The sequence below is a fragment of the Dasania sp. GY-MA-18 genome (genome assembly GCF_024734385.1).
Classification (GTDB): domain Bacteria; phylum Pseudomonadota; class Gammaproteobacteria; order Pseudomonadales; family Dasaniaceae; genus Dasania; species Dasania phycosphaerae.
Genome location: NZ_JANHAP010000008.1, coordinates 142,421 through 167,882, shown reverse-complemented (window position 1 = coordinate 167,882; position 25,462 = coordinate 142,421). Strand labels below are relative to the sequence as shown.

The following is a 25,462-nucleotide window of genomic DNA, read 5'->3' as shown; positions in this document are numbered from 1 at the left end:
GAGCACAAAGTGAATAAATATGAAAAGAGCCAAGCGCCGGCACGTATAAATATTGCGATTAATGCCAATACCTTAGCCAAAGCTTTAGCGGCTGGCAGTATTAGCATTAGTGAGATGAAGGGCCTGGATATGCAGGCCAAACAATCATTGCGGCGGCTGTGTTTAGAAGCTTGTTTATAAGGCTACGCCCAACGCCTGATTACCGCCGTGTTGTTGGGCGCTGTGCAGCATTTCCTCAGCTTCATTGACTAGCAATTTGTAATCTTGATCCTGGCTAGGATCTATAGAAGCCACTCCTATGCTTACAGTAACGATATCTGAGCAATCGGAGTATTCGTGTATTAAGTCTAAAGCCGCTACCGCACGGCAAATATTTTCACCTACCCGCATCGCGTTTTCAAACTCTGTGCCTGGCAATAGCACCACAAACTCATCGCTATCAAAACGCGCTACCACATCGGCGGCACGCAGGCAGTTATTTTCTACCACTTTGGCTATGCGCTTTAAACAATTGTCACCCACGCCAGCACCGTAATGCTCGTTAAAAGCGGTGAAACCATCAACATCTATCATAATTAAAGTAAGGGCATTAAATTCGCGGCAACAACGGCGCCACTCTACATCTATGGCCTCTTCAAAGTAATAGCGATTGGGTACAGCGGTAAGCGCATCCAGCCGGGCAATTTCAGCTAGCTGATCACCGCGGGCTTTTAGCTCATATAGGGAACGCACCCTAGCCTCTAAAACAGTAGCGCTAACATTACCTACATCTATGTAATCTATAGCACCTGCGGTAATAGCTTCATCCTGCATTTGCTCTGAGCCATAACGGCCCACAGCTAAAATAGGCAGGCCACGCAACTGCTCATTGGCACGCAGTTGCGCACAATCGGCGGCCAAACTTTCGGTATAAACCAGAAGCATTTCTACGCGTTTTCTTTCACCGACTAAGGCTAGTAACTCATCCATGGTTTCAGCATTGAGTAGATGAAACTCATCTTCGAGTTTATCTGTCATTAGCGCTTCGGCCTGAGCGTGAGGCGCTAATATTATAACTAATGGTCTGTTTATCATGGGGTTATTAGCCCTTACTGGTTTCTGGCGATTTTCCTACAGCTTAGAATACTTCGCTAATAATGCTAGCCTCGCTATTAGCTAATAGGCGCTATACCCGCTGCTTTGCGTACCTTTTCCATTAAAGGCCTGGCGCTAGCACGCGCCTTAGCTGCGCCTTTTTGTAGCTCTTGCTCTATAAAAGAACCGTCGGCCATCAGTGCCTCGTAGCGTTCTCTGGCACCACTAAGCTGCTCGTTAATCAAGCCAAATAATTCTTTTTTGGCCTGCCCCCAGGCTATGCCTTGCGCAAATTGCTCACGCATGTACTGCACTTGTTCGGGGTTGGCAAAGGCCTGCCAAATTTCAAAGACGGTGGAATCAGTTACGTCTTTAGGCTCGCCTGGCTCTAATAAATTCGTTTTGATTTTATTGATGTGCTTTTGTAATTTTTTCTCGGGCAAAAACAACGGTATGGTGTTGTTATAACTTTTACTCATTTTGCGGCCATCTAAACCGCTGAGCACGGCTGCATCCTCGCCGACTACCGCTTCAGGTAAGGTGAATACCTCTTGCTTGTAGTGATGATTAAATTTTTGCGCTATATCCCTAGCCATTTCTATATGCTGGATTTGGTCTTTGCCTACGGGAATTTTTTCACCGTTAAACATGAGAATATCGGCAGCCATTAAAATGGGATAATTAAACAAGCCCATCATAATGCCCTTATCGGGGTCTTCGCCCTCTTCTTCATTTACCTGTACGGCAGCTTTATAGGCATGGGCACGGTTCATTAAACCTTTGGCGGTTAAGCAGGTCAGTATCCAGCTTAGCTCGGTGACTTCGGGTACATCAGACTGACGATAGAAAGTCGTGTTATCGGTATCTAAGCCCAAGGCCAGCCAGGTAGCGGCAATTTCTTTGGTGGATTGCTGCACCTTGGCTGGGTCGCCACATTTTATTAGCGCGTGGTAATCCGCTAAAAAAAAGTAAGCGTCAATATTACTGTCGCGGCTGGACTCTATAGCAGGGCGTATTGCGCCTACATAGTTACCCAAGTGGGGAGTGCCGGTGGTAGTAATACCCGTTAATACGCGTTGCTTAGCCATAAATCTACTTACCTAAAAAACTGAGCGAAAGTGAAAATCTGAAAATAGAGGCGGCAATGATACAGAGTCAGGCCTAGCCTCGCCATACCTTCACGATGCTTTATGTATGGCCTGATCCAGCAAGGCCTGATAGCGCAGCCGCAGCTGTGGCCACTGCCAGCCATGGACCTTGGGTAACGGCGGTCTGGCTTGGCTAAAAGCGATAATTTTAGCTACTAGCGCTTTGGCCTCTTGCGCTATGGAATCGATACTAGAGTCGTAGCAATACTCGGGGGCAAATAGTTCTGGATAGGACAAGCGTGCAGGCACCAACGGTATGCAGCCACAGGCTACCGCCTCTAGCGCCGACAAACCTTGAAACTCATGGATGGCGGTACTGATAAACACATCGCTGCTTTGCAGCACCGCCAGATACTCTGCCCTGCTGTTTTGATAGCCCACGGCCAGTAAGCGGTGCTGAAAATGTTGTTGAATGTGCTCAAAAGCGACAGGCAACTGCCTAAATTGGGGGCCTATTAAATTGAGCCGGTAGTCTAGCCCGCTGGCTTCTAATAACTCTAAGGCCGCCAATAAACGCTCTGGGCCTTTGTCGTATTCCCACCTCGCCGCCCACACTAGCGTGTAGGGCTGCGTTTTTTTGCTAGCTACAGGCTGTAAATCATCGGCTATGGCTACGGGTAGCACGGTGCTTTTTGCGGCTAGGGTGGCCAGTAAGTGCTGAGGCATTTGATCGGGCAATTTGTTGAATAAGCGCTCTACCCCAGCAAAAAAACTATCGTGATTCCACTGGCTGTTAAAGGCCAGGGTATTGGCGGCCATAGCGCTGTACAGGTTCACCATTTGTGGGTCTACGCTAGCGTGCTGCTGCTGTGAGGCGGGAAATTCAAATTGGTTTTCATGAAAGTACAGCACACTGGGGGTAGCTGCTAACTGTGGCTGTAGCCCTTTTAAGGTCGCCAAATCCACCATAGAGGTAGCCACAATTAAATCGTAGTGCTGAGCCAATAGCGGTGACTCATACCAAGACAAGGGGTTACCCCGTATACGCCAGCGAAAGTAGCGGTCGGGCAAACTTAACAAGGTCCAATGATACTCACTAAACTGGCTGATCAGGCCATCACACCAGGCCTTGTGGCTATTGGTGTGATAGGCCGAAAGCAGTAAAATGCGCCGCATTAATTAGCGATGGCAACACTGTGCTGCTGATAAAAGGCAGCCAATAGTTGGTATAAATAATGGCCGTCATTGATGCCCGCCAGTTCGCGTATGGAATGCATAGCAAAAGTGGGCACGCCTATATCCAAGGTTTTAACCCCTAGGCCACTGGCGGTAATAGGACCTATGGTGCTGCCACAAGCCATATCAGTGCGCACCACAAAACTTTGTATGGGCACCTCTATTTGCTCAGCTAAATGACGTATTAGGGCTGAGGTTTCCGAGTTGGTCGCGTAGCGCTGGTTGTGATTAATTTTAATCACCGGGCCACGGTTTAGTTGTGGGCCGTGATTGGCATCGTGCCTGTCGGCGTAGTTGGGGTGTATACCGTGGGCATTATCCGCCGACACCATCATAGAGCGATCCAAGGCCCGGGTTAGCTGTTCGGCATCGGGCACTATGCGCTCTAATACCGACTTAAGCATGGGGCCATCGGCACCACAGCTAGAGGCACTACCCACTTCCTCGTGGTCATTGCACACCAATAGGGCATTTTGATCGTGATTGCTTAGCAGTGCCTGCAAACCTATATAGCAAGACAATAAATTATCCAAGCGAGCGCTGGCTAAAAAGTCCTGCTCTAAACCGATAATAGCGGGTGGCTGGGTATCGTAAAAACTGAGTTCATAATCTAAAATTTTTGCCGCATCGCTATTAGGCTGCTGTTTTTTTAACTGCGCTAATAACATGGCGCGAAAATCTTGTTGATCGTTTTCGGCCTGCATCACTATAGGCGGTATATCTTTTTGCGGGTTTATACTACGGGTATTGTTAGCTTCTCTATCTAAATGAATCGCTAGGCTGGGGATAACGGCTATGGGTTTGGCATAATTAATTAATGCGCTTTTAATATCACCGGCTTTCGTTTTGAAACTAACCCGCCCTGCCAGTGACAAATCCCGGTCAAACCACGGATTTAATAGCGCCCCACCGTATACCTCTACGCCCAATTGAAAATAGCCATTACGGTTTAGCTCAGGGTTGGGCTTTACTCGCAAACAAGGGCTGTCGGTATGTGCCCCCACCATGCGAAAACCATTTTCTACCGGGCTGCCCCCTAAGTTGCTAAAGGCAATAATAGCTGAGCCATTACGCACCACGTAATAGCGGCCTTGGGGTGTTAAATCCCAAGCCTCAGCCTCGTTTAAGGCTTGATAGCCAGCGGCTTGTAAACGGCTGACCATTTCAGACACCGCATGAAAAGGAGTGGGTGAAGCGGCCAGGAACGCCATTAGGTCTTGGTTAAACGTGTTTAGCTCTTGCATGCTGACATCCAATGGGCAGGTAAAAAAAGTAAGAAGAATAGTGACTGCGGCATAGCGCTTAGGCGTAGGTATCTATGCCAATTAGCTGCACACCCAATTGCTGCTCTACGGTGGGCTTATTGCTTTCAAAGGCTCTAATAGCCTGCTGGCTACTGCGGGGTAAACGTTGATCAATCTCATTGGCACTACGGCTGGCGGCAATGGCGCGGCTTAACTCTAGGCGTTTTTGCAGCAGCTCCTCGCTATCAAACTCAGTTACCGTGGGGGGCACGGTATCGGAGTTAGGCCGCTGCTGCGGTGCATCGCGCAATGAGCGCTGAGCATTATCGCTAACGCTGGGTATTTGCGGGCTAATAGTTGAGTTAGCAATTTGCACGGTAGTTAAACTCGCTTAGAAAACGATCTGGGCCGTATTATAGGCTGAGCCTGCGGCCCCTGTAAATCTAGCCTGCTAGCTTATAGCCACAGTATAGCTAGCAACCCCACGCCTAACACTAGCCGATAATACACAAAAGGCATCATACCTATGCGGTCTATCAGTTTGAGAAAATAATAAATGCACAGGTAGGCAGTAATACCCGAAATCACGGCACCAGTGATTAACTCCCCCCAGGGCACGGCGCTCGGTGCGCTGGCTAACTGTAGTGTTTTTAAGCCACCGGCCGCCACAATCAACGGTATAGATAATAAAAATGAAAATCGCGCTGAGGACTCGCGGCTAAACCCTAGTAATAAGGCAGCTGTAATCGTAATACCTGAACGCGAAGTACCGGGGATCAAGGCCAGCGCTTGGGCAAAACCTATAATTAAAGCCAACCGCCAGCTAATGCTAAGCAAGGTTTTACTTTGCGAACCTGTTTTGTCTGCCCAACCCAAGAGCAGGCCAAAAAGTATTGTGGTGCTAGCAACTACGGCTATGCCACGTAAATGTTGCTCTATAAAACTATCGGCCAACAAGCCTATTAGGCCCGCTGGCAAGGTAGCAATTATTACACACCAGGCTAAGCGGCTATCGTCACTGGCGGCCTTGCCGGCCACATTGCCCAACCAGGCTTGTAATAAATTGATGACGTCTTTTCGAAAATACAGTAATACCGCCGCTAATGAGCCCACATGCACAGCCACATCAAAAGCTAGACCCTGATCTGGCCAACCCAGCAGTTCTTTTGGCAGTAGCAAATGACCGGAACTGGATATAGGCAAAAACTCGGTAAGGCCTTGCACTATAGCGAGCAAAATAATCTGTAACTGGTCCACTACTCAGTGACTCCCTGTATTATTGTTTGGTTATTTTTATTGGCTTTAGGCTTATTGCTCAGAGATTTTTTTCCAAGCCACTTGGTCACGTATATAGCTGGGCTGAGCCTTATCGGCTGCGCAATATAGGCCAGTCTGATAATAATGCAGGGCTAATTTAGCGACCGCTGACGCTCGAGGTAGCAATTGATCATTGCAGTAGTGCAGGCCCTGATATGCCATTTGCTCTTTATATTGCCAGCCGCTACCCACGGCGGCAAAAGACTGCAGCTCTTGCGGCTGTTTAAACGCTTCTGGGGCGCTGAGCTGCTCATCGATTAGCGGCTGCATTAGGCCTTGTTCACAGCGGTAGGCACACCAATAAATCTCGCTCATACGGGCATCAATACTGGCTATCACTGGCTGCTGCTCATCCACCTCGCCCAAATCTAGGGCGGTTTGCGCCAAGGCTTGCAAGGACGACACCGGCACTACTGGCACATCAGCACCAAAGGCCAAGCCCTGCACTAAGCCTAGGCAAATTCGTAAACCGGTAAACGAACCGGGGCCTTTACCAAAGGCTATAGCGTCTAGCTGCTGTATAGTTATGCCCGCATCAGCCAATAACTGATCAACCATGGGCAGTAATCGCTGGCTATGTTCTCTAGGTGCTAATTCATATAGCGCTAATAAAGCGCTTTCATCGCGGCATTGGCTATCGAGTAGCGCAACGGAGCAAGCCTCGGTGCTGCTATCTACGGCTAGTATTTTCATAAATTCATTCGTGCTGATTGTTTAGGCGTTGGTTCATTAAAAAACGCGGCAAGCTGATCTAAGCTTTGACACTGCGGCAGGCTGGCTAAAGTCTCTAAAAAACGCTGACCGTAGGGCTTAGTATGCAGCCTGTTGTCGGCCAGCATTATAACGCCCTTATCCCCTTCTCGCCGCAATAATCTGCCGCAACCTTGACGGAATTTAATAATCGCCTCGGGCAGCATAAACTCATTAAAACTATCCACCCCGTGCTGCTGTAAATAATGGCTACGCAACTTACTCAGAGGATCGGTGGGCGAGCTAAAAGGCAGTTTATCCATCACCACCGCCGATAAAGGCGCACCCGATAAATCTACCCCCTCCCAGAAAGCGCCAGTGGCCAGTAATACGCCCTGTGGTAAGGCGATAAATTGTTTTAGTAGCGCGTAATTATCAGCGCCTCCCTGTTGGGGTCTAGCCTGCTGTAACAGCGACCTTTCAGCGAGCTCTAATTGTTCAGCCACACTATTTAATGCCCGGTAACTGCTAAACAACACTAATACACGACCGGGACATAGGGCTATAAACTCAGCCAAGCGCTGACTAAACTCTTGGTAAAAATCCTTTTGTTCAGGGCTGTTGTGCATGGCGGGCAAATATAAACGTGCCTGCCGCGCATAATTAAAAGGGCTGGCTAAACGGTGAAACTGCTGTGGGGTTAGGCCAGTACGCCGCAATACGGTTTCGCTTGCTAACGCTGCCTGTTCGGTTCCGGTAGACAGAGTTGCCGAAGTGAGTATCCAGCTGTGCTGTGGGTAGGCCGCTATGGTTTTTTTCAGTTTATCTAAAACATGCACGGGTGTATTTTGCAGTACAAAGCCCCGGCCCTGCTTTTGCACCCAGCACAGCCCTTCAGCACTGACTATGGCCTGCAAGGTTTGATACAACAACTGCGCCTGCGTCGCCAGTAAAGTTAATTGATGATCGCGCTCTTTGGCGATATTAAACCAGGGGAGCAGCTGCTTAAACACTTGGATAAATTGCTGTACTACATGTAGGTGGGCCTCGCGCTGATACGGGATAGCCGGGGGTAATGTTAACGCCTGTAACCACTGCTGTAATTGGCTGAGGTAACGCAAAATCGTAGCATCTTCAGCGGTGCAACGCTGACAAGTATTTAGCAGCTGCCGAATAAATTGCCGCAACTGTCGGCTGCTTAGGCTGTGCCCGGCCGATTGCTGCGCCAAGGCCAATAAACGGTGCGCCTCGTCCACCACCACCGTGTCAGCCTGGGCGATTAAGGCATTGCCAGAGGTATTTTCATAACTCAGCAATAAACTGTGGTTAACGATTACCACATCAGCATGTTCAGCACGGCTGCGGGCTCTATATAAAGGGCAGGCTTTAAAATCAGGGCAGCGCTGGGCCAAGCACTCTTCAGCGGCGCAGGTTAAATAAGGCCGCAAATCACTAGCTAGCCCCAGAGCGCTGATATCACCCTGGCCGGTTTCACGTAGCTGCTGGTAAATATGGCTAAGTTGGCTTTGCCGTATCTGCCCTGCTGTACTTTTAGCAGCAGCCTGTATATGTTTTTTTAGGTAATAGGGGCATAAATAATTGCTGCGGCCTTTTAATAAAGCGACTGAACGACTTAAGCCTAAACACTGCTGCACTTGCGGAATATCGCGTAAGTACAATTGTTTTTGTAGGTAGTGACCTGCAGTAGATATTAGTGTTTTTTTACCGCTAAGTAACGCCGGTATCAAATAGCCCCAGGTTTTACCTAGCCCCGATGGTGCCTCTATCGCGCAGTTTTGTTGCTGGCTAATGGCCGTGCCCACCTGTTCAGCCATTTGCAGCTGGCCGGGCCTATCAACGAAATCACTAAGCTGCTGAGCAAACAGCCCATGCTCACCTAGCAGCGAGGAATAATCTGTAGAATTTTTCACAGCTATGATGAACTACCGTTACAACAAGGGTTAATGACTTAGGGCGCCTAGCTATTTAGGTGTAAACTAAAGCACGGAGATTTTATCAACAAGCAGTTTACGGCAAAATAATGAAAATTGATCGCAATAATATTAGTGCAATTATTTTAGCGGGTGGCCAAGGTCGCCGTTTTCAATACCGTGATAAAGGCTTGGTACAGTGGCAAGATCAGCCCCTGATTAGTCATGTCATTGCACAAATAGGCCCGCAAGTGAGTGATATAGTTATTAGCTGTAATCGCAACTTGGAACAGTATCAGCAGTATGGTTACCCCTGTATTCGCGATCAGCTTACCGACTTTCAAGGCCCCTTAGCCGGTATAGCCAGCTGCCTGCCCCATATTAAAACTGACTACTGCCTTATTTGCCCCTGTGACAGTCCTATATTACCCCCTGATTTAGTCGCCAGATTGACCCATAGCTTACTTAGTAGCGATGGTGACATTAGCTATGTTAATGATGGAGAACGGGACCAATATCTATTTTGCCTGCTAAAAACCTCGGTAGCCACTAACTTAAATCGTTATTTGCAACAGGGAAATCGGCGAGTACGGGATTGGCAGCAACAACATAGGGCGCAAGCAGCAGACTTGTCGGATTTGCGAGGTCAATTTCTTAATATTAATAGTCCTGAGCGGCTAGCAACAGGCAATAAAAAACCCCAGTAGCAAGGCTAACTGGGGTTTATGATAGTGCTAAGTATTACTTTTTCTTAGCGGCTTTACGCTTAGCAGCCTTTTTCTTGGCTGGTTTTTTCTTAGCGACGGCCTTTTTCTTGGGAGCTGCTTTTTTCTTAGCAGCGGCCTTTTTCTTAGGGGCTGCTTTTTTCTTGGCAGCCTTTTTCTTAGGTGCAGCTTTCTTTTTCGCTTTAGCGGCGGCTTTTTTAGCTGCTGCCTTGGCTTTTGCTGCTGCCTTGCGCTCGGCGGCTTTGGCCTTGGCTGCAGCTTTGCGCTCCGCTGCTTTGGCTTTGGCTGCTGCCTTTTTAGCGGCGGCTTTAGCTTTAGCGGCGGCTTTACGCTCCGCTGTGGCTACCTTAGCAGCTTCTTTCTTAGCTGCTGCGGCGGCCTTGGCTTTTAGCTTTTTAGCTAATGCGGCTAACTTCTTCTTATTAGCTGCAGCACGCTTCTTCAGCCAATTGGCTTCAAAGGCTTTAACGGCTTTGGCTAGAGCCGCATTATCCGCTGCCGCTGCCGCTGCCGCACGGCTAGCTAGGGTAGCTTCTACAGCTGCTGCCGCGGCTTTAGCCTTAGCGTCTGACTTGGCTTTAGTCAGCCTAAGCTTGGCATCAGCCGACTTATCGCGCAAAGCTTTGATTTTAGCAGCGGCTTTAGCCGTAGCTGCCCTGGCACGCTTAGCAGCGTTTTTATCTGCAGCCTTACCTGATTTGGCTGCCTTCTTCTTAGCAGCTGCCGCTTTCTTCTGTAAAGCAGACTGGCTTTTCTGCTCGGCAGCAATGGATTTATTCAGCTTATCTATAGCCTCTTGTGCTTTCGCAACCATAGGGCTGACAACAGTTTTAGCTGGTGCTTTTTTTGCTGCAACGCGTTTCTTCGCAGCAGGCTTTTTCTTCGCTTTAGCTTTAGGCATTTTACCTTCTCCTCAACAATGGCCTTGTGCGTTACAACAGCTTCTTAGGGGTTGATTAGTTTTATTAAATAAGAAGCATGCACAGTTTTAAAAAATCCACTTAATACTTAGCCTAAAAAATGAAATTTCTAAAGTTTTTTGAGGTTTTTTTCTCTATTTTTTTAAAAAAATCGCCTTTTTTTTAAAAAATCAGGGCTGAAATTGAGAATTGGGGATTTTTAATCTGATTTAGCTGTAAAAGATAAAATTTCCGGCAGCTATAATATTTAAAAAATAAACTGCAGTTGGCTATGGTTTTAGCCTGGCAAAAGTTGATTGCCCCATAAGGCTGTCGACTTTTGCGGCTAAACAAAGTCGTAGTATCACGATGCTAAGCAGACTAATTTAACCATTGTGACTATTTATAACAGGCAATAAAAAAGCTCCCTAAGGAGCTTTTCCCTAAGAAGCTTTTAAAGGTGTCGAAAAAGACAACACTTATGAGTTTTAGCTAGTTAGAGCAGCTAAGACTTTATTACGTATTTCCTCAACACTGCCCACACCTTCTACACGATGGTATTTTGAGCCTATTTCATCAGCTTTATCCTGATAAAAAGCAACTAAAGGGGCGGTTTGCTCGTGATAGATATTTAAACGCTTGCGAACGGTGTCTTCGTGATCGTCTTCGCGTTGGATCAGTGGTTCACCCGTTTCATCGTCCACACCTTCTTTTGCTGGCGGATTAAAAACAACGTGATAGACACGACCCGAAGCTTCGTGAACACGACGGCCACTCATACGTGAAATTATCTCTTCATCTGCTACTGAGATTTCTAGAACATGGTCTATAGCCACACCAGCTTCTTGTAGCGCTTCAGCCTGGGGAATAGTGCGAGGAAAGCCATCAAATAAGAAGCCGTTTTTACAGTCAGCTTGAGCAATACGCTCTTTAATTATGCCGATAATAATATCGTCAGAAACCAAACCGCCACTGGCCATAACTGCTTTTACCTGCAAGCCCATTTCAGTTTCTGCTTTTACTGCTGCACGCAACATATCACCGGTAGATATTTGCGGTACCGCAAACTTCTCACAGATGAACTGCGCTTGTGTACCTTTACCGGCACCTGGTGGACCTAACAAAATAGCTCGCATTGGGATTGCTCCTAAAAAATAAATAAACCTTTAAAGCCTGCATACAGCGCAGAATAATATATTTACTACCAAATAAGGCGCACAACCTTACACATCTAGCCAGCCAAGCTCAAGCGTATTCATCGCCCTGGCAGGCCAAATCGCTCATTTTTTAAACAAACCTGCCTAATAGCGTGTAGAAAATGCAAAAAAACAAGCCTAATCAACAACTTATTTGCTAATTGTAAGCCCTGTAGCTAGCCTAGATGGCGCTTGGCTTCCAGCCACAAAGCTTCTAAAGCCGCCAATTCTGCGTCCGCTATATTTTGCTCACGGGCTTGTAGTTGCTGCTCTATATAGCCAAAGCGGCGCTCAAATTTTTGGTTGGTAGCGCGTAACGCTGACTCTGGGCTAACGTCTAAATGTCTTGCCAAGTTGACACAGCAAAATAGGATGTCGCCTAACTCAGCCTCGATTTCTGCCCTATCACCTACCTGTTGAGCCTGCTCCAATTCGGCCAGCTCTTCGTGCAGCTTTTCTATTACTTTGTTGATGTCGTCCCAGTCAAAGCCCACTTTAGCTGCCCGCTTTTGTAATTTGCTAGCTCGGTTAAGCGCGGGCAAGGCTAGCGGCACATCTGCCAACAGGCCGTGCTGCTGCTTTTGCTGGCGCTCTTGTTGCTTAATCGCCTCCCAGTTTTGTTTTACTTGCTGGCTTGGGGTGTTTTGTTGGCCAGCGCGACTGTGCAAATCGCCACTGGGGAATACATGGGGGTGGCGGCGTATTAGTTTGACGGTCAAGTCGTGAATGACCTCATCAAGACTAAACGCTTGCTGCTCCTCGGCGAGCTGGCTGTAAAAAATAACTTGAAATAGCACGTCCCCCAGCTCTTCTTTTATATGCTGCATATCTTTTTGAGCTATGGCGTCAACCAGCTCATAAGCTTCTTCTAGGGTGTGGGGCACGATGCTGTCAAAGCTTTGTGCTCTATCCCAAGGGCAACCATCCTTGGGGTCACGCAAGCGCTGCATAAGTGTTTGCAAGTCACCTAGGGTATAACGCGGTTCTGCCATTATTTTTTATCTTCCCTAACCCTATAGGCATTAGACACATTAGGCAGGTTATTAATCTTGCTAAGCAGATTAGCTAGCTCCGCCAGGCTGTGCATTTCTACCGTTAAGGTCATTAAGGCCGTGTGATCTTTTCTATTGGTGGTAGTTTGCATGGCGATAACATCGACTTTGGCATTGGCCAGCAAGGTGGTTACATCCCGCAATAAACCTTGGCGATCAAAGGCAGTCACTTCTAAATCAACCGGATAACCTTGCTGTTTGTGATTATCACCCCAGTTCACTTCTATAATGCGCTCGGGCTCATTGTGTTGTAGCTGCAGTAATTTGGCACAATCTTGCTGATGTATGCTCACGCCTCTGCCTTGGGTGACATAACCCATAATCATATCGCCACGTACCGGCTTACAACATTTAGCAAAATGGGTTAGTAAATTACCCACCCCTTGCACCACTATGTCGTTACTGCTCTCATCCAAGCGCACGGGCTTGGTAACGAGATCGGGTTCGGTGGCTTGCACGCCTTTATCAAAGCGCTCACTGACTGCAATGATTTGTGCGGTGTTAATATCTCCCGCACCTACCGCCGCATACATATCCTCAACGACTTGATAGCCAAAATAGGTGGCTACGGTTTTATAATCCAGGCTGGTTAAGGCCATACGTTTAAAAACTTTTTCGACTAGGGCTCTGCCAGCAGCGACATTATCTTCTCTGGCTTGTAACCTAAACCAAGCCTGCACTTTGCTGCGCGCACGTGAAGATTGCAGATAGTTCAGACTGGGCTGTAACCAGTCACGCTTAGGATTGTTTTCTTTACCAGTAAGTATCTCTACCTGCTCGCCGGTAGCCAGGGTGTAGGTTAACGGCACTATGCGGCCATTCACTTTAGCGCCGCGGCAGCGATGCCCTACTTCGGTATGTATGTGGTAAGCAAAATCTAGCGGTGTGGAGCCTTGCGCCAGGTTCACCACATGACCATCGGGCGTAAATACATAGATCCTATCTTGGGCATTAGAAAAGCGTTTGGTGATTTCTTCGGTGCCGCCGTCTATCTCTTCGTGCCAATCTAAAACCTGCCGCAGCCACGCGATTTTTTCTTCATAGCTGCTGCCGCCGTGCCTGTCGGCGCCTTTATAACGCCAATGGGCGCAAACGCCATACTCGGACTCCTCGTGCATGGCAAAGGTACGTATTTGTATTTCTAAAACCTTACCTTCTGGGCCTATTACCGCTGTGTGTAAGGAGCGATAACCATTGTCTTTGGGATTGGCTATATAGTCGTCAAACTCGTTGGCAATATTGCGCCACAGGCCGTGCACTAAACCCAATGCGGCATAGCAGTCTTTTAGCTCAGGCACCAATATTCTCACGGCCCGTATGTCATAAACCTGAGAAAAGCCTATACCTTTACGCTGCATTTTGCGCCAAATGCTATAGATATGCTTGGCGCGACCAGTAAGCTCGGCCTCGATATTGTTTTTTGCCAACACCTCGGTAAGCAAGCTTTTAACGTTTTCTATATAGCTCTGCCTAGCCAGCCTTTTTTCATCGAGCAATTTGGCGATTTTTTTATAGGAGGCGGCGTGCAAATAGCGGAAGGATAAATCCTCTAGCTCCCACTTAATGTGGCCTATGCCTAAGCGATGGGCTAAGGGAGCGTAGATATCAAACACTTCTCTGGCTACGGAATAGCGGCGAGTAGGATTGTTTTTTACCGCTCGTATCGCGCAGGTGCGTTCGGCCAGCTTTAAAAGTGCCACCCTCACGTCGTCGACTAAGGCGACCAGCATTTTGCGTATGTTTTCTTTTTGCGCGCTAGCCTGGCCTAGTACCGGGGTATCACCGGCAATAACCTTGCTCATGGCGGCCATGCGTATCACCCCTTCAATTAGGGTGGCTACTCGCTCGCCAAAGTTTTCTTTGACGACATCCAGCTCTAACTGATGTTCGCGCACCAAGCGATAAATCATGGCCGCAACCAGGGTTTCTGTATCTAGATGTAGGTCTGCCAGTATCTCCACCATTTCCATACCTATGCGGAAACGGCTGTGCTCTTTGCCCCAGGAATTGGGCGAATCGGTACTGGGTTGCTGCTCTATAAACTGACTAAAGTTACAGGCACGCAGTAATTCTTTTTTATCAACTTCCGGATCTACCGGCAGCCTATCCAGCCACTGGCTTACATCTATGGAGCCGTCGGTGTTAACCGGATATTCTTCGCGTACTTTTACCATAATGAACTGGTATTCCTTTTGAGTCGCTTGGATCTATGTCGCTTTTTATAGGCTTACTAGCTTTCTAATATAACGAAGGCCGTAGCTATATCGTCTTCATCACTGATGCTGACATGTTGCGCACAAACCTGTTTGCTGGCGGCATACTCCGCTGCCTTACCGGCTAAACAGAGTATCGGTGCCCCCTGCGGGCTGTGCTCTATATAAATATCTTGCCAGCTTACCCCTTGGCCTATGCCTGTGCCTAAGGCTTTGCCGGTAGCTTCTTTCACTGCAAAGCGTTTGGCTAATAAGGCCATGGGCTTGGCGGCGGTTTGAAACTGTTTAAATTCCTGCGCGGTTAATATGCGCTGGGCAAATTTATCGCCTAAGCGCTGATAGCTGGCCTCTATGCGCGCTATTTTTACTAAATCAGTGCCTATACCCACTATCATGCTGCTAACCTGTTAAGGGCTATATACGCCATCATAAAAATAACTCTCGGCTTTTAAGTGGTTTACTTCCTAGATAAAAGCCCAGCACCTGCCTACACAATCTTTTGGCGGCGGCTCTGGCGGCGGGCTGAAAATCTTGTGCCGCTATGGCTAGTAAATCGGCGCCACTAAAACTATTTAGCACTGCCTGGCTGCCGTGATAAGGCCTAAACCCTTGCTCAGGGAAGTATTGATAATGGCCCTCTGCATGAATAGGCTCACCACTATCGGCAATACTCTGTAACTCTATACCGTAGCCTAAACATTCCAGCAGGCTTAGTTCAAAGCGGCGCAAGATAATATCTACTGGTTCTTGCTGGTTTAATTGGCTTAATAGCTGCTGGTATAAATAAAATATGTCTTCGCTGTCTTCTTCGCTATGCAGTAAGCGGCTTAATAGCTCGTTGATATACATGGCGCTAAATAAGCGTTCGCCTTGCAATGCGTAGCTAGAGGCTAGCGCCTCTATATGAAACAAGCTTTTTAAATCACTTTTTCCCCCCCAGCTAATCAGTAAGGGTTTAAAGGCCTGCAATAAGCTGCGCTTTTGCTTAGCCAGTTTGCTGCTGGCTCTTACCCCCTTGGCAACGGCGCTAATCCGGCCATGTTGGGGCGTAAAAAATTCGACTAACAAGCTAGTATCACGGTAACTTCTGGTGTGCAAAACATAGGCGGCTTGCAGTTCAACACGCATGGTCACGTTACGCTAGTCGAAGTCGTTATAGCCCAAGCTGCGCAGGGCTCTTTCATCATCAGACCAGCCTGACTTTACTTTCACCCACAGTTTGAGCATAACTTTGCGCTCAAACATTTGCTCCATGTCTAGCCTGGCCTCCTGACCTATCAGTTTTAAGCGGCTGCCCTTATCGCCTATCACTATGCGTTTTTGGCCTTCGCGCTCGACTAGGATTAATGCGCCTATATGCAAGCTTTTGCCGCTGTCGCTAAATTCTTCTATCTCTACGGTGATTTCATAGGGTACTTCGGCCCCTAGCTGACGCATGATCTTTTCGCGTACTAACTCGGCAGCCATAAAACGCGAGCTTCTATCGGTAATTTGGTCTTCATCATAAAACCAATCGTCTTTGGGCAGACGCTCGTTAATGCAGGCCTCTAAGCGATCTAAGTTGGTATCTCTTAGGGCTGAAACAGGTACGATATCAGCAAAGTCCATTTTTTGTTCGGCGGCCTCTATAAAGGGTAACAGGCTGCTCTTGTCGTCCATCTGATCAACTTTGTTGACCGCTAAAATCACGGGGCAAGGAGCTCGCTTGACCTGCTCTAACACCCAATCATCAGCGGCTGTCCATTTACCTCTATCCACTACAAATACCACCACATCCACATCTTTAATCGCCGAGCTGGCGGCACGGTTCATATAGCGGTTAATGGCTTTTTCGGAATCGTCGTTTTGGTGTAAGCCAGGAGTATCCACAAAAATGGACTGCACTTGGTTTTCGGTTTTGATACCCAGCACACGGTGACGCGTGGTTTGTGGCTTGCGCGAGGTAATACTGATTTTTTGCCCTAATATGTGGTTGAGCAAGGTGGACTTACCCACATTGGGGCGGCCTACGATCGCTACATAACCACAGCGTGTTTCACTCATAATCTTTCCTACAGCCTTACTGGCTGTTTTCAATTAACTCTATCGCCGCCGCTGCGGCTGCTTGTTCAGCACTGCGCCTATTGCCACCCTCACCCATGCAATTGGGTAGCCCGGCTATTTCACAGGCCACCTGAAAGTGCTGCTGATGATCTTCGCCACTGGTCTCAATTAAGGTATATACGGGCAGGGCTTTTTTTTGCGCCTGTAGTATTTCTTGCAAGGTGGTTTTGGCATCTTTATGGCTGCTTTTAGAGGCTATAGCCTCTAAGCGCGTGTGATACCAGCTCAATACCCGTTCGCGGCATTGCAACATGTCGGAATCTAAATAGATGGCACCTATCAAGGCCTCTACCGTATCGGCAAGTATAGATTCACGACGAAAACCACCGCTTTTCATCTCACCTTGGCCCAGCTTTAAATAACCACCCAGTTCAAACTCCCTAGCAATTTCCGCCAGAGTTTTGCCCTTAACCAATTGCGCACGCATTTGACTAAGCTCGCCCTCTTTGAGTTTGGGAAAACGCTCAAACAAACTTTCTGCTATCACAAAGTTAACAATGGAATCGCCTAAAAATTCTAGGCGCTCATTATTTTTTGCCCCTACGCTACGGTGGCTAAGAGCACGTTCTAATAGCTGGCTATCTTTAAACTCATAACCCAGTTTGGCCATTAACCGCTGGGGAGATATTGTTACTGTCAATTATTTACCTTGTACTTCAAATATAAATTTCTCAAATTTAACCACCACATCCACATTTTGCATAAAGGGGACGCGCTTTTCATAGTTCGCGTTGATGGTCATTTTGCCATTTTTTTCACGTTTAATTTCTATATCTTTAACGGCAATCGCTGTTACTTGGTTAACAGTAAACTGTCTATCTAGGCTTTTGCGTATATCGGCTGCTGATAGCCCTTGGCCACCATCTTCTATAGCGCCATTGATAGCGCCCTTAATAGTCCAGGACTCCATATAAATAGGCAGTAACTTCACTAATACTGTTGCAAAAAAACCGATTAATAACAAAACCACTAATAGGCTTAAACCTGACATGCCGCGTTGGCGTATAGGGCTAACCATGCTATCTCTCCACTTATTGTTTTTTATCGTATTGTAGTGTCTTTTTGCCATATTGCCTGCCAGCGCTTTATTCAATCATACCGGCACGGCTAAAGCTGGGCAGCTGGGTAATAGAAGGCCAGTACATCCATTTAGCAAAAGCCTTGCCGACTATATTTTGCTCGGGTACAGGCCCCCAGAAGCGGCTATCGCTGCTGTTATCACGGTTATCGCCCATCATAAAATAATGGCCCTGGGGCACCACTATAGAAAAACCGCCTCTATCTATGCCTATGGACTGGTGTATGGTGTGGGTACTGCCCGCAAACTGCTCTTTATAGCGTTTAACCGGCTGACCCGCTTCATAGATTTGCGCGACAAACTCTTGCGCCATAGGCTCGCCGTTAATAGTCAGCGTTTTGTTGCTGTAAATAATTTCATCGCCAGGTAGACCAATTACCCGCTTAATAAAATAACGCGGGTCATCGGGTGGGAAAAACACCATGACGTCGCCTCGCTGTGGCTCATTAACCTCTAAGATTTTAGTGCCCAATACTGGCAGCCTTAGGCCGTAGGTGTATTTGTTGACTAAAATATAATCCCCTACTTTTAAGGTAGGCACCATAGAGGCCGAGGGAATTTGAAAAGGCTCAACGATAAATGAGCGCAGTATCACCACCACAAACAATACCGGAAAAAAGGATTTAGCATACTCTGCCAAAATCAGTTCGCGGCCATAGTTGCTAAGCAATAATTCTTTTTGCTCGGCCACGTAACGCCCTAAAAAGGCCGTTACCGACGGCGACTCCACATAGCTGTTGCGCTTATCGGCAAAGAAGAAGTGATCAATAGCATAGACCAGCCCACTAAACAGCGTTAACCACACCAGCACTAAGGCGAAGTCGCCATCTTTGACTAAAAAGATGGAAGCCCCCCAGGCCAACCACATAATAAAAGTGGCTCTATAAAACCACTCTGACCAGCTGGGCACCGTTTTTACTAGCAGCTCGTCGGCCGATAGCGTTTGATCGTTACGTATGCAGCTATCCAGCTCGGTTTGTATTTGTGGGCGGGCAAACTTTTCTTGCATTAACCACAACAGCAAACTAATACCTGAAACGACAAACAACAGCGTATTAACCATAGATAAATCCAATAATTATTGTTAAATGATTAGTTATCGACTTTTAGCACCGCTAAAAACGCGCTTTGTGGAATCTCTACATTACCCACTTGTTTCATGCGTTTTTTACCCGCTTTTTGTTTTTCTAGCAGTTTGCGCTTACGGCTAACATCACCGCCATAACATTTGGCGGTTACGTTTTTACGCAAGGCTTTTACTGACTGCCTAGCCACTATTTGACCACCTATGGCGGCCTGTATAGCAACATCAAACATTTGCCGGGGAATTAGCTCTTTCATTTTTTCAGTTAAGGCTCTACCGCGGCTTTGCGCTTGATCGCGGTGCACTATAATCGACAGCGCATCAACTCTATCGCCATTAATCAATACATCCAGTTTGACCAGTGGGGCCTCTTGGAAACGGTCAAAGCTGTAATCCAGTGAGGCGTAGCCGCGGCTGACAGACTTTAATCTATCAAAGAAATCTAACACCACCTCGTTCATAGGTAGTTCATAGCTTACCGCCACCTGCTTACCTAAAAACTGCATATCTTTTTGCACACCGCGTTTTTCTACACATAGGGTAATGACAGCGCCTAAGTAGTCCTGCGGCACCAGCATATTGGCTATACAAATAGGCTCGCGCACCTCATCCAACACACCTGGATCAGGCAAGGCTGAGGGGTTATCTACCATTAACACCTCACCTTTTTTGGTGAGTACTTGATAAATAACCGTGGGCGCAGTGGTGATCAGGTCTAGATTATATTCACGCTCTAAACGCTCCTGAATAATCTCCATGTGCAACATGCCCAGGAAGCCTATACGGAAGCCAAAACCCAGCGCATCAGAGCTCTCAGGTTCATAAAACAAAGAGGCGTCGTTAAGGGTTAACTTGGCCAACGCATCGCGGAAGGCTTCATAATCATCGGAGCTTACCGTAAATAAGCCGGCATAAACCTGTGGTTTTACCTTTTTAAAGCCAGGTAGTTGAGCCACATTAGGCGTATTGGAATGGGTGATGGTGTCACCCACTGGCGCGCCGTGTATATCTTTAATGCCGGCCACCACAAAACCTACTTCACCTGCTCTTAATACGCCGGTAACGGTACGCTTGGGAGTAAAAATACCTACGCTATCGGCTATATGTTGCTTGCCGGTAGACTTCATCATGATCTTGTCACCCTTGCGCAACTCGCCGTGTTTAACACGCACTAGCGACACTATGCCCAAGTAATTATCAAACCAAGAGTCGATAATCAGCGCCTGCAAATCACCTTCGGGATCGCCTTCCGGCGGTGGGATCAGTTCTACCAATTGCTCAAGTAAGTCATCCACGCCCATGCCCGACTTGGCACTTACGGGGATGGCATGTTCGGCATCTAGGCCGATGATTTCTTCTATCTCTTGCTTAACCGTATCGGGGTCAGCCTGCGGCAAGTCCATTTTATTGAGCACGGGTAACACTTCCAAGCCCTGCTCTATGGCGGTATAGCAATTGGCTACCGATTGCGCCTCTACCCCTTGGGCCGCATCTACCACCAGCAAAGCCCCCTCGCAGGCCGCCAAGGATCGTGACACCTCATAGGAAAAGTCCACATGGCCCGGGGTGTCAATAAAGTTAAGCTGGTAGGTTTTGCCGTTTTTGGCGTTGTAATTGAGGGTAACGCTTTGCGCTTTAATGGTAATACCGCGCTCGCGCTCTATATCCATAGAGTCCAGCACTTGGGCCGCCATTTCGCGGGCAGTCAGCCCCCCACAGGTTTGAATAAAGCGATCAGCGAGGGTGGATTTACCGTGATCAATATGGGCAATAATGGAAAAATTTCGAATTAAATCTAAGTTACTCACTCGCTAAACCACTTCCAGAAAACTACATAAATACACTTATCACAGCCGCTATAAAAACCGTATGTGAGCGGGCTGAATAAGACTCATCTCAGTCAAGCGCGGAATTTTACAGGAAAGGGGGGGATCTAGCTATGAATAGCGCTTTTTGAATACTTAAGCTCGGCTAATAACCTCAGCGCAGGCGGTTTTAGCCCTGCCACTAAGCCTAACCTTTACCTGCCCGGCTACGTTGCTAGCCTGCTGGCGAGAGCGCCACCACACCAATGCAAAACCCAGTGCCAAGCCCATTATTGAAGCCAGCACAATCAAACCCTCACGGTTAAACCAAAGGCTGGCTACAGCACCGGCCGCCAACATAGTTAACAGTGGCAGCAGATACACCAGCATCGCGCCGCTAACTAGCAATTGCTCTGGAAACTCCAGCTCTACCTTGTCGTCCAGTTGATAATGATGGCTATCAGCGGCCGGTATGGCCACTCGCAAATGGTTACGGCGCTGGTGAGCAGCTTCATTCATCAAGCCATAGCCGCAGCCTTTTTGGGCTGTGCAGCTATTACAGGTGCTTTTTTGTAAAGTTTCCACCCATAAGTGCTGCGGCTCTACTGCCAACACTCTAGCAACTTCGGTCATCATACGCTTTAGCTAGCCGCCACTATAGAGGCCGCCACACGCTCAGCGGTGAGCTGGGGGATTTCGCCTACCACGGTCACCCTATAGGTTTGGCCATGGAGTTGAAAGGCACGAGAATAAGCCATAGTGGCACCACGTTGAGCCCTGCCCTGTACACCGGCTGCGGGGCTGTTATCTTGGTGGGGCTCGACAAATACCGAAAACACTGCCAAGCCATCAGTAAAGGTCTGGCTATCGACGGGGGATTTTTTTGCAGGGCTAGGGATAGATTTAAAACCACCCGGCAACCAGCTTAAGCGCCAAGCATAGTTGGCTTTGTCGTTCACAGCAGGGGCAATATGCGCTGCTTGTTGCATATGCTTAGGTTCGTTGAACGTCTCACGGGGGATATCGGCATTTAATTCTATGTCGACAAACTGAAAGCGCTCCAGCACTTTATTGTCAGCACTGTATTGCACGCCCCGCAGCAACAGCCCGGTTTCTTCATCCAAAGATAAACGGTGACCAAAGCGGTGTTTGTCCCTGGGCATGACTGCCAGTATCACCACTTTACGGCCAGCGACTCTATCGCGCCCCGCGATGGAAAAGTCATAAAAATGTGCCATACCCACATGGCTATTATGCTGCTGTTTTAGCAATTTAATCAGCTTATCACCGGCATGTAGGCAGCTGGGACCGTGGCCTTTGCGTACCACATTAAGCTCTGTGCTATTGAGCCGCTCTAAGCGCTCGTACTCTTCACCGTCTATCAGGGCGTGAAATATACGCAGGGTCTGTATGCTATCGGCCTGCTCATAAGTAAACAGCCCTTGATAATTTAACTGCCTATGGCTGCTAGACATTTTTTGCAGCCAATCCTGCGGTGCTAGGCTATCGGCCCTAGCCAGCAGATTGATGGTCATCAATAATGCAAGCAACAGAGCGGACTTAAAGCGCAACATGATTTACTGCGCCTCGTAACTAACAACACGGGCAAAGTTAATCATGCCCTGACCATTGTTTAATGCGGATTGTTCGGTGTGTTCCAACATATATTGATGCAAACGCTGCTCGGCGGTGAGGTCGCCCTGCTCTACCGCTTTTGATAAACCAGTACCGGGCATTATTGACTGTTGATTTAGGGTGGCAGCCACGGTGACATTACCTACTCCACTGGCAGCTAACTGGGCAGGATAGACTCGACCACTATTATTGGCCGTAGCTAAGGTATCAACCACCGGCGTTACCCCAGCATCGCTATTAATAAAACTTTGACCGCCTACCACTATGGCCATAGCCACAGAGGCAGCTACCGCAAAGCCGGCCACCGGCTTGTACCAAGCCTTGGGCTGCTCGCCCACCGAGGCAGTTTCAGCCACCGCATGGGCAGGCTCTTGCGCTATAGCCGCAGCCACCTTATCGCTAATATCCCACTGCGTAAAAGCCAGCGCTTCACCACCAGACATGGCATCGGTAAGTCGGTGCATAGATCGCCAACACTGATCCAGCTCCTGAGTATCACCGTGCTTTAGTAAACGGCGCAATTCCAGCTCTTCTGCCTCACCGTCTTTTAATGCCGACAATGCCTCTCGCAATTGCTCACTCATAAAACTACCTCTGCCTTTTTAATGCTACTCATATCAATGCCGTTGCTGCTGGTACCCGCTTAGGCCGTTTGCAAGCCATCCATCTGCGCTCTTACCTGTTTGTCCACCGCCTCCCTGGCACGAAATATTCGTGATCGCACGGTGCCTACGGGGCAACCCATAACATCGGCGATATCCTCATAACTAAAATCTTCCAGCTCACGCAGGGTCAACGCCGTGCGTAAATCACTGGGTAAATCCTCTATAGCCTTATCTAAAACCGCCTTCAATTCGCTACCAAATAAAGCATTCTCTGGGTTTTCAATGTCTTTTAGAGGGGAGTCACCCTCAAAATGTTCCGCATCTTCTACATCTATATCGGCACTAGGCGGGCGGCGCCCTCTAGACACCAAGTGATTTTTGGCGGTGTTTATAGCTATACGGTACAGCCAAGTATAAAAGGCACTATCGCCTCTGAAATTAGGCAGGGCTCGGTAAGCTTTAATAAAAGCCTCCTGTGCCACATCCTGTATTTCAGCGTGATCGCGTATATAACGAGAAATTAACCCAAAGATTTTATGCTGGTACTTTAATACCAGTAAATCATAGGCTCGCTTATCGCCCTGCTGTACTCGCTTAACGAGTTGCTGGTCCGCCTTTGGGGTGCTAGACATTGCACCCCCAACAAACTGCATACTTCTTGTTCAATGGGTTGACCATAGTGTGTAGTAAAAGTTCTTTCATGCTTTATGCTTGCCCTCTAAGAGCCCCTGCTTTTTCTATAGTTCCGCTAACACCCTGTTTAATTTCGCTTTTTGTGTTTACGGGCTTATACTACGCGCACATTGTAGCCAGCTAATCAGTGGCGAGTTTACGCGACCCCCCCACTATAAAAAACCATTAATTGATAAAGCACCCCTCACACTTATGAGCAGTCCCTTACAACACGATGTATTAATTATAGGCAGTGGTGCGGCCGGCCTCTCGCTGGCCTTGCACTTAGACCCCGCCTTGCAGGTAGCGCTGATATGTAAGGGCGAGCTCAGCCAAGGCGCGACTTATTACGCACAGGGCGGCATCGCGGCAGTACTGGATGAGGAAGACTCCTGCGCGGCCCATATAGCCGACACCCTCGCCGCTGGCGCCGATCTGTGTCACGAAGATGCCGTGGCCTTTACCGTTAACAATAGCAACGACTTAGTTAACTGGTTAGTAGAGCAAGGGGTGCAATTTACCCGCAACACCGACCCCGGCCAGTCTTTCCACTTAACCAAAGAAGGTGGCCACAGTCACCGCCGCATTATTCACGCCGCCGATGCCACTGGCCGGGCGGTCTCTGAAACCCTGATACAGCGCGCCATAGAAGCCGATAATATTCATATTTACGAGCAGCGCGTAGCGGTAGACCTTATTACCCGCCAAGGCCAATGCCACGGCGCCTATGTGCTCAATAGAAACACCGGCCATGTAGACCTGTTTCAAGCCAAGTTTGTGGCGCTAAGCACCGGCGGTGCCAGCAAGGCCTACCTCTATACCAGCAACCCCGATGGCGCCAGCGGTGATGGCATAGCCATGGCCTGGCGTGCGGGCTGCCGAGTGGCCAATATGGAATTTAACCAGTTCCACCCCACGTGCTTATACCACCCTGAAGCTAAGTCCTTTTTGATTACCGAGGCCATACGGGGCGAAGGTGGCCGCCTATTACTGCCCAATGGCGAACGCTTTATGCATCGCTTTGACGAACGCGGTGAGCTGGCCCCCAGAGATATAGTGGCACGCGCCATAGACCACGAAATGAAGCGCTTAGGTAGTGATTGCGTGTATTTGGATATTAGCCATCGCTCGCCGGACTTTATTTTGCACCACTTCCCCACCGTAAAAGCCCGCTGCTTAGAGCTAGGCATAGATATCACTCGCGACCCTATACCCGTAGTACCGGCTGCGCACTACACCTGCGGCGGCGTGATGGTTGATCAATACAGCCAAACCGATATCGCCAATCTTTACGCCATAGGAGAAACCTCTTTTACCGGGCTGCACGGCGCCAACCGCATGGCTAGCAATTCATTATTGGAGTGTTTGGTGTACGGCCGTTCAGCCGCACAACATATGATGGCCAATCTGGATCAGCAATGGCCTGCGGTTAATATTAACCCCTGGGATGAATCACAGGTTACCGATTCCGATGAAGATGTAGTTATCTCCCATAACTGGGATGAGCTGCGCCGCTTTATGTGGGATTACGTGGGCATAGTGCGCACCAATAAGCGCCTGCAACGCGCCCTGCGTCGCGCTGAATTATTACAACAGGAGATAAACGAGTATTACAGCAACTACAAGGTCAGTAATGATTTATTAGAGCTACGTAACCTCGCCAAAGTCGCCGAGCTAATCATACGCTCAGCACTAAGCCGCAAAGAGAGCCGCGGCCTGCACTACACCTTAGATTACCCCGATACCCTGGCTAAGGCCGAGGACACCATACTCTACCCCGATAAAAAAGAGCCACTGCAATAAGCGACTAACAGC

General features: G+C 48.3%; 26 protein-coding genes. 3 read left to right on the top strand and 23 right to left on the bottom strand.

What is annotated here, in order from left to right; all coding sequences use genetic code 11:
• The first annotated feature begins 9 nt into the window (after positions 1 to 9).
• Positions 10 to 180, top strand: coding sequence for a hypothetical protein (locus NO559_RS11120; protein ID WP_258331902.1), 171 nt, complete (start codon positions 10 to 12; stop codon positions 178 to 180).
• Here NO559_RS11120 and NO559_RS11115 read toward each other — a convergent pair.
• From NO559_RS11115 to NO559_RS11080, 8 genes are all read right to left on the bottom strand, one after another.
• Positions 175 to 1,017 (bottom strand): diguanylate cyclase domain-containing protein, encoded by an 843-nt coding sequence (locus NO559_RS11115; protein WP_258331901.1) that lies wholly within the window; start codon positions 1,015 to 1,017, stop codon positions 175 to 177. The genes NO559_RS11120 and NO559_RS11115 overlap by 6 nt on opposite strands.
• A gap of 134 nt (positions 1,018 to 1,151) precedes the next feature.
• Complete coding sequence (locus NO559_RS11110) at positions 1,152 to 2,162, bottom strand: tryptophan--tRNA ligase (RefSeq protein WP_258331900.1); 1,011 nt, start codon at positions 2,160 to 2,162, stop codon at positions 1,152 to 1,154.
• Between the two features lie 90 nt (positions 2,163 to 2,252).
• Positions 2,253 to 3,338, bottom strand: a complete 1,086-nt coding sequence (locus NO559_RS11105) for a DUF3524 domain-containing protein (protein ID WP_258331899.1) — start codon at positions 3,336 to 3,338, stop codon at positions 2,253 to 2,255.
• Positions 3,338 to 4,642 carry a M18 family aminopeptidase gene (locus tag NO559_RS11100; protein WP_258331898.1) on the bottom strand — a complete coding sequence of 435 codons (1,305 nt, stop codon included), beginning with the start codon at positions 4,640 to 4,642 and terminating at the stop codon, positions 3,338 to 3,340. The genes NO559_RS11105 and NO559_RS11100 overlap by 1 nt, the downstream gene beginning before the upstream one ends.
• A gap of 58 nt (positions 4,643 to 4,700) precedes the next feature.
• Positions 4,701 to 5,018 carry a hypothetical protein gene (locus NO559_RS11095; RefSeq protein WP_258331897.1) on the bottom strand — a complete coding sequence of 106 codons (318 nt, stop codon included), beginning with the start codon at positions 5,016 to 5,018 and terminating at the stop codon, positions 4,701 to 4,703.
• Between the two features lie 80 nt (positions 5,019 to 5,098).
• Positions 5,099 to 5,899, bottom strand: a complete 801-nt coding sequence (locus NO559_RS11090) for an undecaprenyl-diphosphate phosphatase (protein ID WP_258331895.1) — start codon at positions 5,897 to 5,899, stop codon at positions 5,099 to 5,101.
• Positions 5,900 to 5,950: 51 nt separating this feature from the next.
• Positions 5,951 to 6,652, bottom strand: coding sequence for a tRNA (adenosine(37)-N6)-threonylcarbamoyltransferase complex dimerization subunit type 1 TsaB (tsaB, locus tag NO559_RS11085; RefSeq protein WP_258331894.1), 702 nt, complete (start codon positions 6,650 to 6,652; stop codon positions 5,951 to 5,953).
• The gene (locus NO559_RS11080; RefSeq protein ID WP_258331892.1) at positions 6,649 to 8,580 is read right to left on the bottom strand and encodes an ATP-dependent DNA helicase; all 1,932 of its coding nucleotides are present in this window, start codon (positions 8,578 to 8,580) and stop codon (positions 6,649 to 6,651) included. The genes tsaB and NO559_RS11080 overlap by 4 nt, the downstream gene beginning before the upstream one ends.
• 110 nt (positions 8,581 to 8,690) lie before the next feature.
• On the opposite strand from NO559_RS11080, the gene mobA reads away from it, so the two are divergent.
• Positions 8,691 to 9,287, top strand: coding sequence for a molybdenum cofactor guanylyltransferase MobA (gene mobA, locus NO559_RS11075; protein WP_258331891.1), 597 nt, complete (start codon positions 8,691 to 8,693; stop codon positions 9,285 to 9,287).
• Positions 9,288 to 9,321: 34 nt separating this feature from the next.
• On the opposite strand, the gene NO559_RS11070 is transcribed toward mobA, so the two are convergent.
• The 15 genes from NO559_RS11070 to rpoE form a co-directional block, all read right to left on the bottom strand.
• Positions 9,322 to 10,206: a hypothetical protein gene (locus NO559_RS11070; protein WP_258331890.1), complete on the bottom strand. Its 885-nt coding sequence runs from the start codon at positions 10,204 to 10,206 to the stop codon at positions 9,322 to 9,324.
• A 486-nt stretch (positions 10,207 to 10,692) separates the two neighbouring features.
• On the bottom strand, positions 10,693 to 11,340 hold the full coding sequence (adk, locus tag NO559_RS11065) for an adenylate kinase (RefSeq protein ID WP_258331889.1): 648 nt from the start codon (positions 11,338 to 11,340) through the stop codon (positions 10,693 to 10,695).
• A 236-nt stretch (positions 11,341 to 11,576) separates the two neighbouring features.
• A complete protein-coding gene (gene mazG / locus NO559_RS11060; RefSeq protein ID WP_258331888.1) occupies positions 11,577 to 12,392 on the bottom strand; it encodes a nucleoside triphosphate pyrophosphohydrolase in 816 nt (271 codons plus the stop codon).
• Entirely contained in the window at positions 12,392 to 14,626 is a 2,235-nt protein-coding gene (gene relA / locus NO559_RS11055) for a GTP diphosphokinase (RefSeq protein ID WP_258331887.1), read from the bottom strand. The genes mazG and relA overlap by 1 nt, the downstream gene beginning before the upstream one ends.
• Positions 14,627 to 14,682: 56 nt before the next feature.
• On the bottom strand, positions 14,683 to 15,060 hold the full coding sequence (gene acpS / locus NO559_RS11050; protein WP_258331886.1) for a holo-ACP synthase: 378 nt from the start codon (positions 15,058 to 15,060) through the stop codon (positions 14,683 to 14,685).
• Between the two features lie 31 nt (positions 15,061 to 15,091).
• Positions 15,092 to 15,793, bottom strand: coding sequence for a DNA repair protein RecO (gene recO / locus NO559_RS11045; RefSeq protein ID WP_258331885.1), 702 nt, complete (start codon positions 15,791 to 15,793; stop codon positions 15,092 to 15,094).
• 12 nt (positions 15,794 to 15,805) lie between these two features.
• Positions 15,806 to 16,708 (bottom strand): GTPase Era, encoded by a 903-nt coding sequence (era, locus tag NO559_RS11040; protein ID WP_258331884.1) that lies wholly within the window; start codon positions 16,706 to 16,708, stop codon positions 15,806 to 15,808.
• Between the two features lie 16 nt (positions 16,709 to 16,724).
• Positions 16,725 to 17,378 carry a ribonuclease III gene (gene rnc, locus NO559_RS11035; protein ID WP_258331958.1) on the bottom strand — a complete coding sequence of 218 codons (654 nt, stop codon included), beginning with the start codon at positions 17,376 to 17,378 and terminating at the stop codon, positions 16,725 to 16,727.
• A gap of 30 nt (positions 17,379 to 17,408) precedes the next feature.
• Entirely contained in the window at positions 17,409 to 17,786 is a 378-nt protein-coding gene (locus NO559_RS11030; protein ID WP_258331883.1) for a DUF4845 domain-containing protein, read from the bottom strand.
• A gap of 67 nt (positions 17,787 to 17,853) precedes the next feature.
• Positions 17,854 to 18,909, bottom strand: a complete 1,056-nt coding sequence (gene lepB, locus NO559_RS11025; protein WP_309149068.1) for a signal peptidase I — start codon at positions 18,907 to 18,909, stop codon at positions 17,854 to 17,856.
• A 29-nt stretch (positions 18,910 to 18,938) separates the two neighbouring features.
• A complete protein-coding gene (gene lepA / locus NO559_RS11020) occupies positions 18,939 to 20,738 on the bottom strand; it encodes a translation elongation factor 4 (protein WP_258331881.1) in 1,800 nt (599 codons plus the stop codon).
• Positions 20,739 to 20,891: 153 nt separating this feature from the next.
• The gene (locus NO559_RS11015) at positions 20,892 to 21,371 is read right to left on the bottom strand and encodes a SoxR reducing system RseC family protein (protein WP_258331880.1); all 480 of its coding nucleotides are present in this window, start codon (positions 21,369 to 21,371) and stop codon (positions 20,892 to 20,894) included.
• 5 nt (positions 21,372 to 21,376) lie between these two features.
• Positions 21,377 to 22,309, bottom strand: a complete 933-nt coding sequence (locus NO559_RS11010; RefSeq protein WP_258331879.1) for a MucB/RseB C-terminal domain-containing protein — start codon at positions 22,307 to 22,309, stop codon at positions 21,377 to 21,379.
• 3 nt (positions 22,310 to 22,312) lie between these two features.
• Positions 22,313 to 22,954, bottom strand: a complete 642-nt coding sequence (locus NO559_RS11005; RefSeq protein WP_258331878.1) for a sigma-E factor negative regulatory protein — start codon at positions 22,952 to 22,954, stop codon at positions 22,313 to 22,315.
• Between the two features lie 59 nt (positions 22,955 to 23,013).
• Positions 23,014 to 23,607 (bottom strand): RNA polymerase sigma factor RpoE, encoded by a 594-nt coding sequence (gene rpoE, locus NO559_RS11000; protein ID WP_258331877.1) that lies wholly within the window; start codon positions 23,605 to 23,607, stop codon positions 23,014 to 23,016.
• A 253-nt stretch (positions 23,608 to 23,860) separates the two neighbouring features.
• Here rpoE and nadB point away from each other — a divergent pair, with 253 nt between their 5' ends.
• The gene (gene nadB / locus NO559_RS10995) at positions 23,861 to 25,450 is read left to right on the top strand and encodes an L-aspartate oxidase (protein WP_258331876.1); all 1,590 of its coding nucleotides are present in this window, start codon (positions 23,861 to 23,863) and stop codon (positions 25,448 to 25,450) included.
• Positions 25,451 to 25,462: the final 12 nt, after the last annotated feature.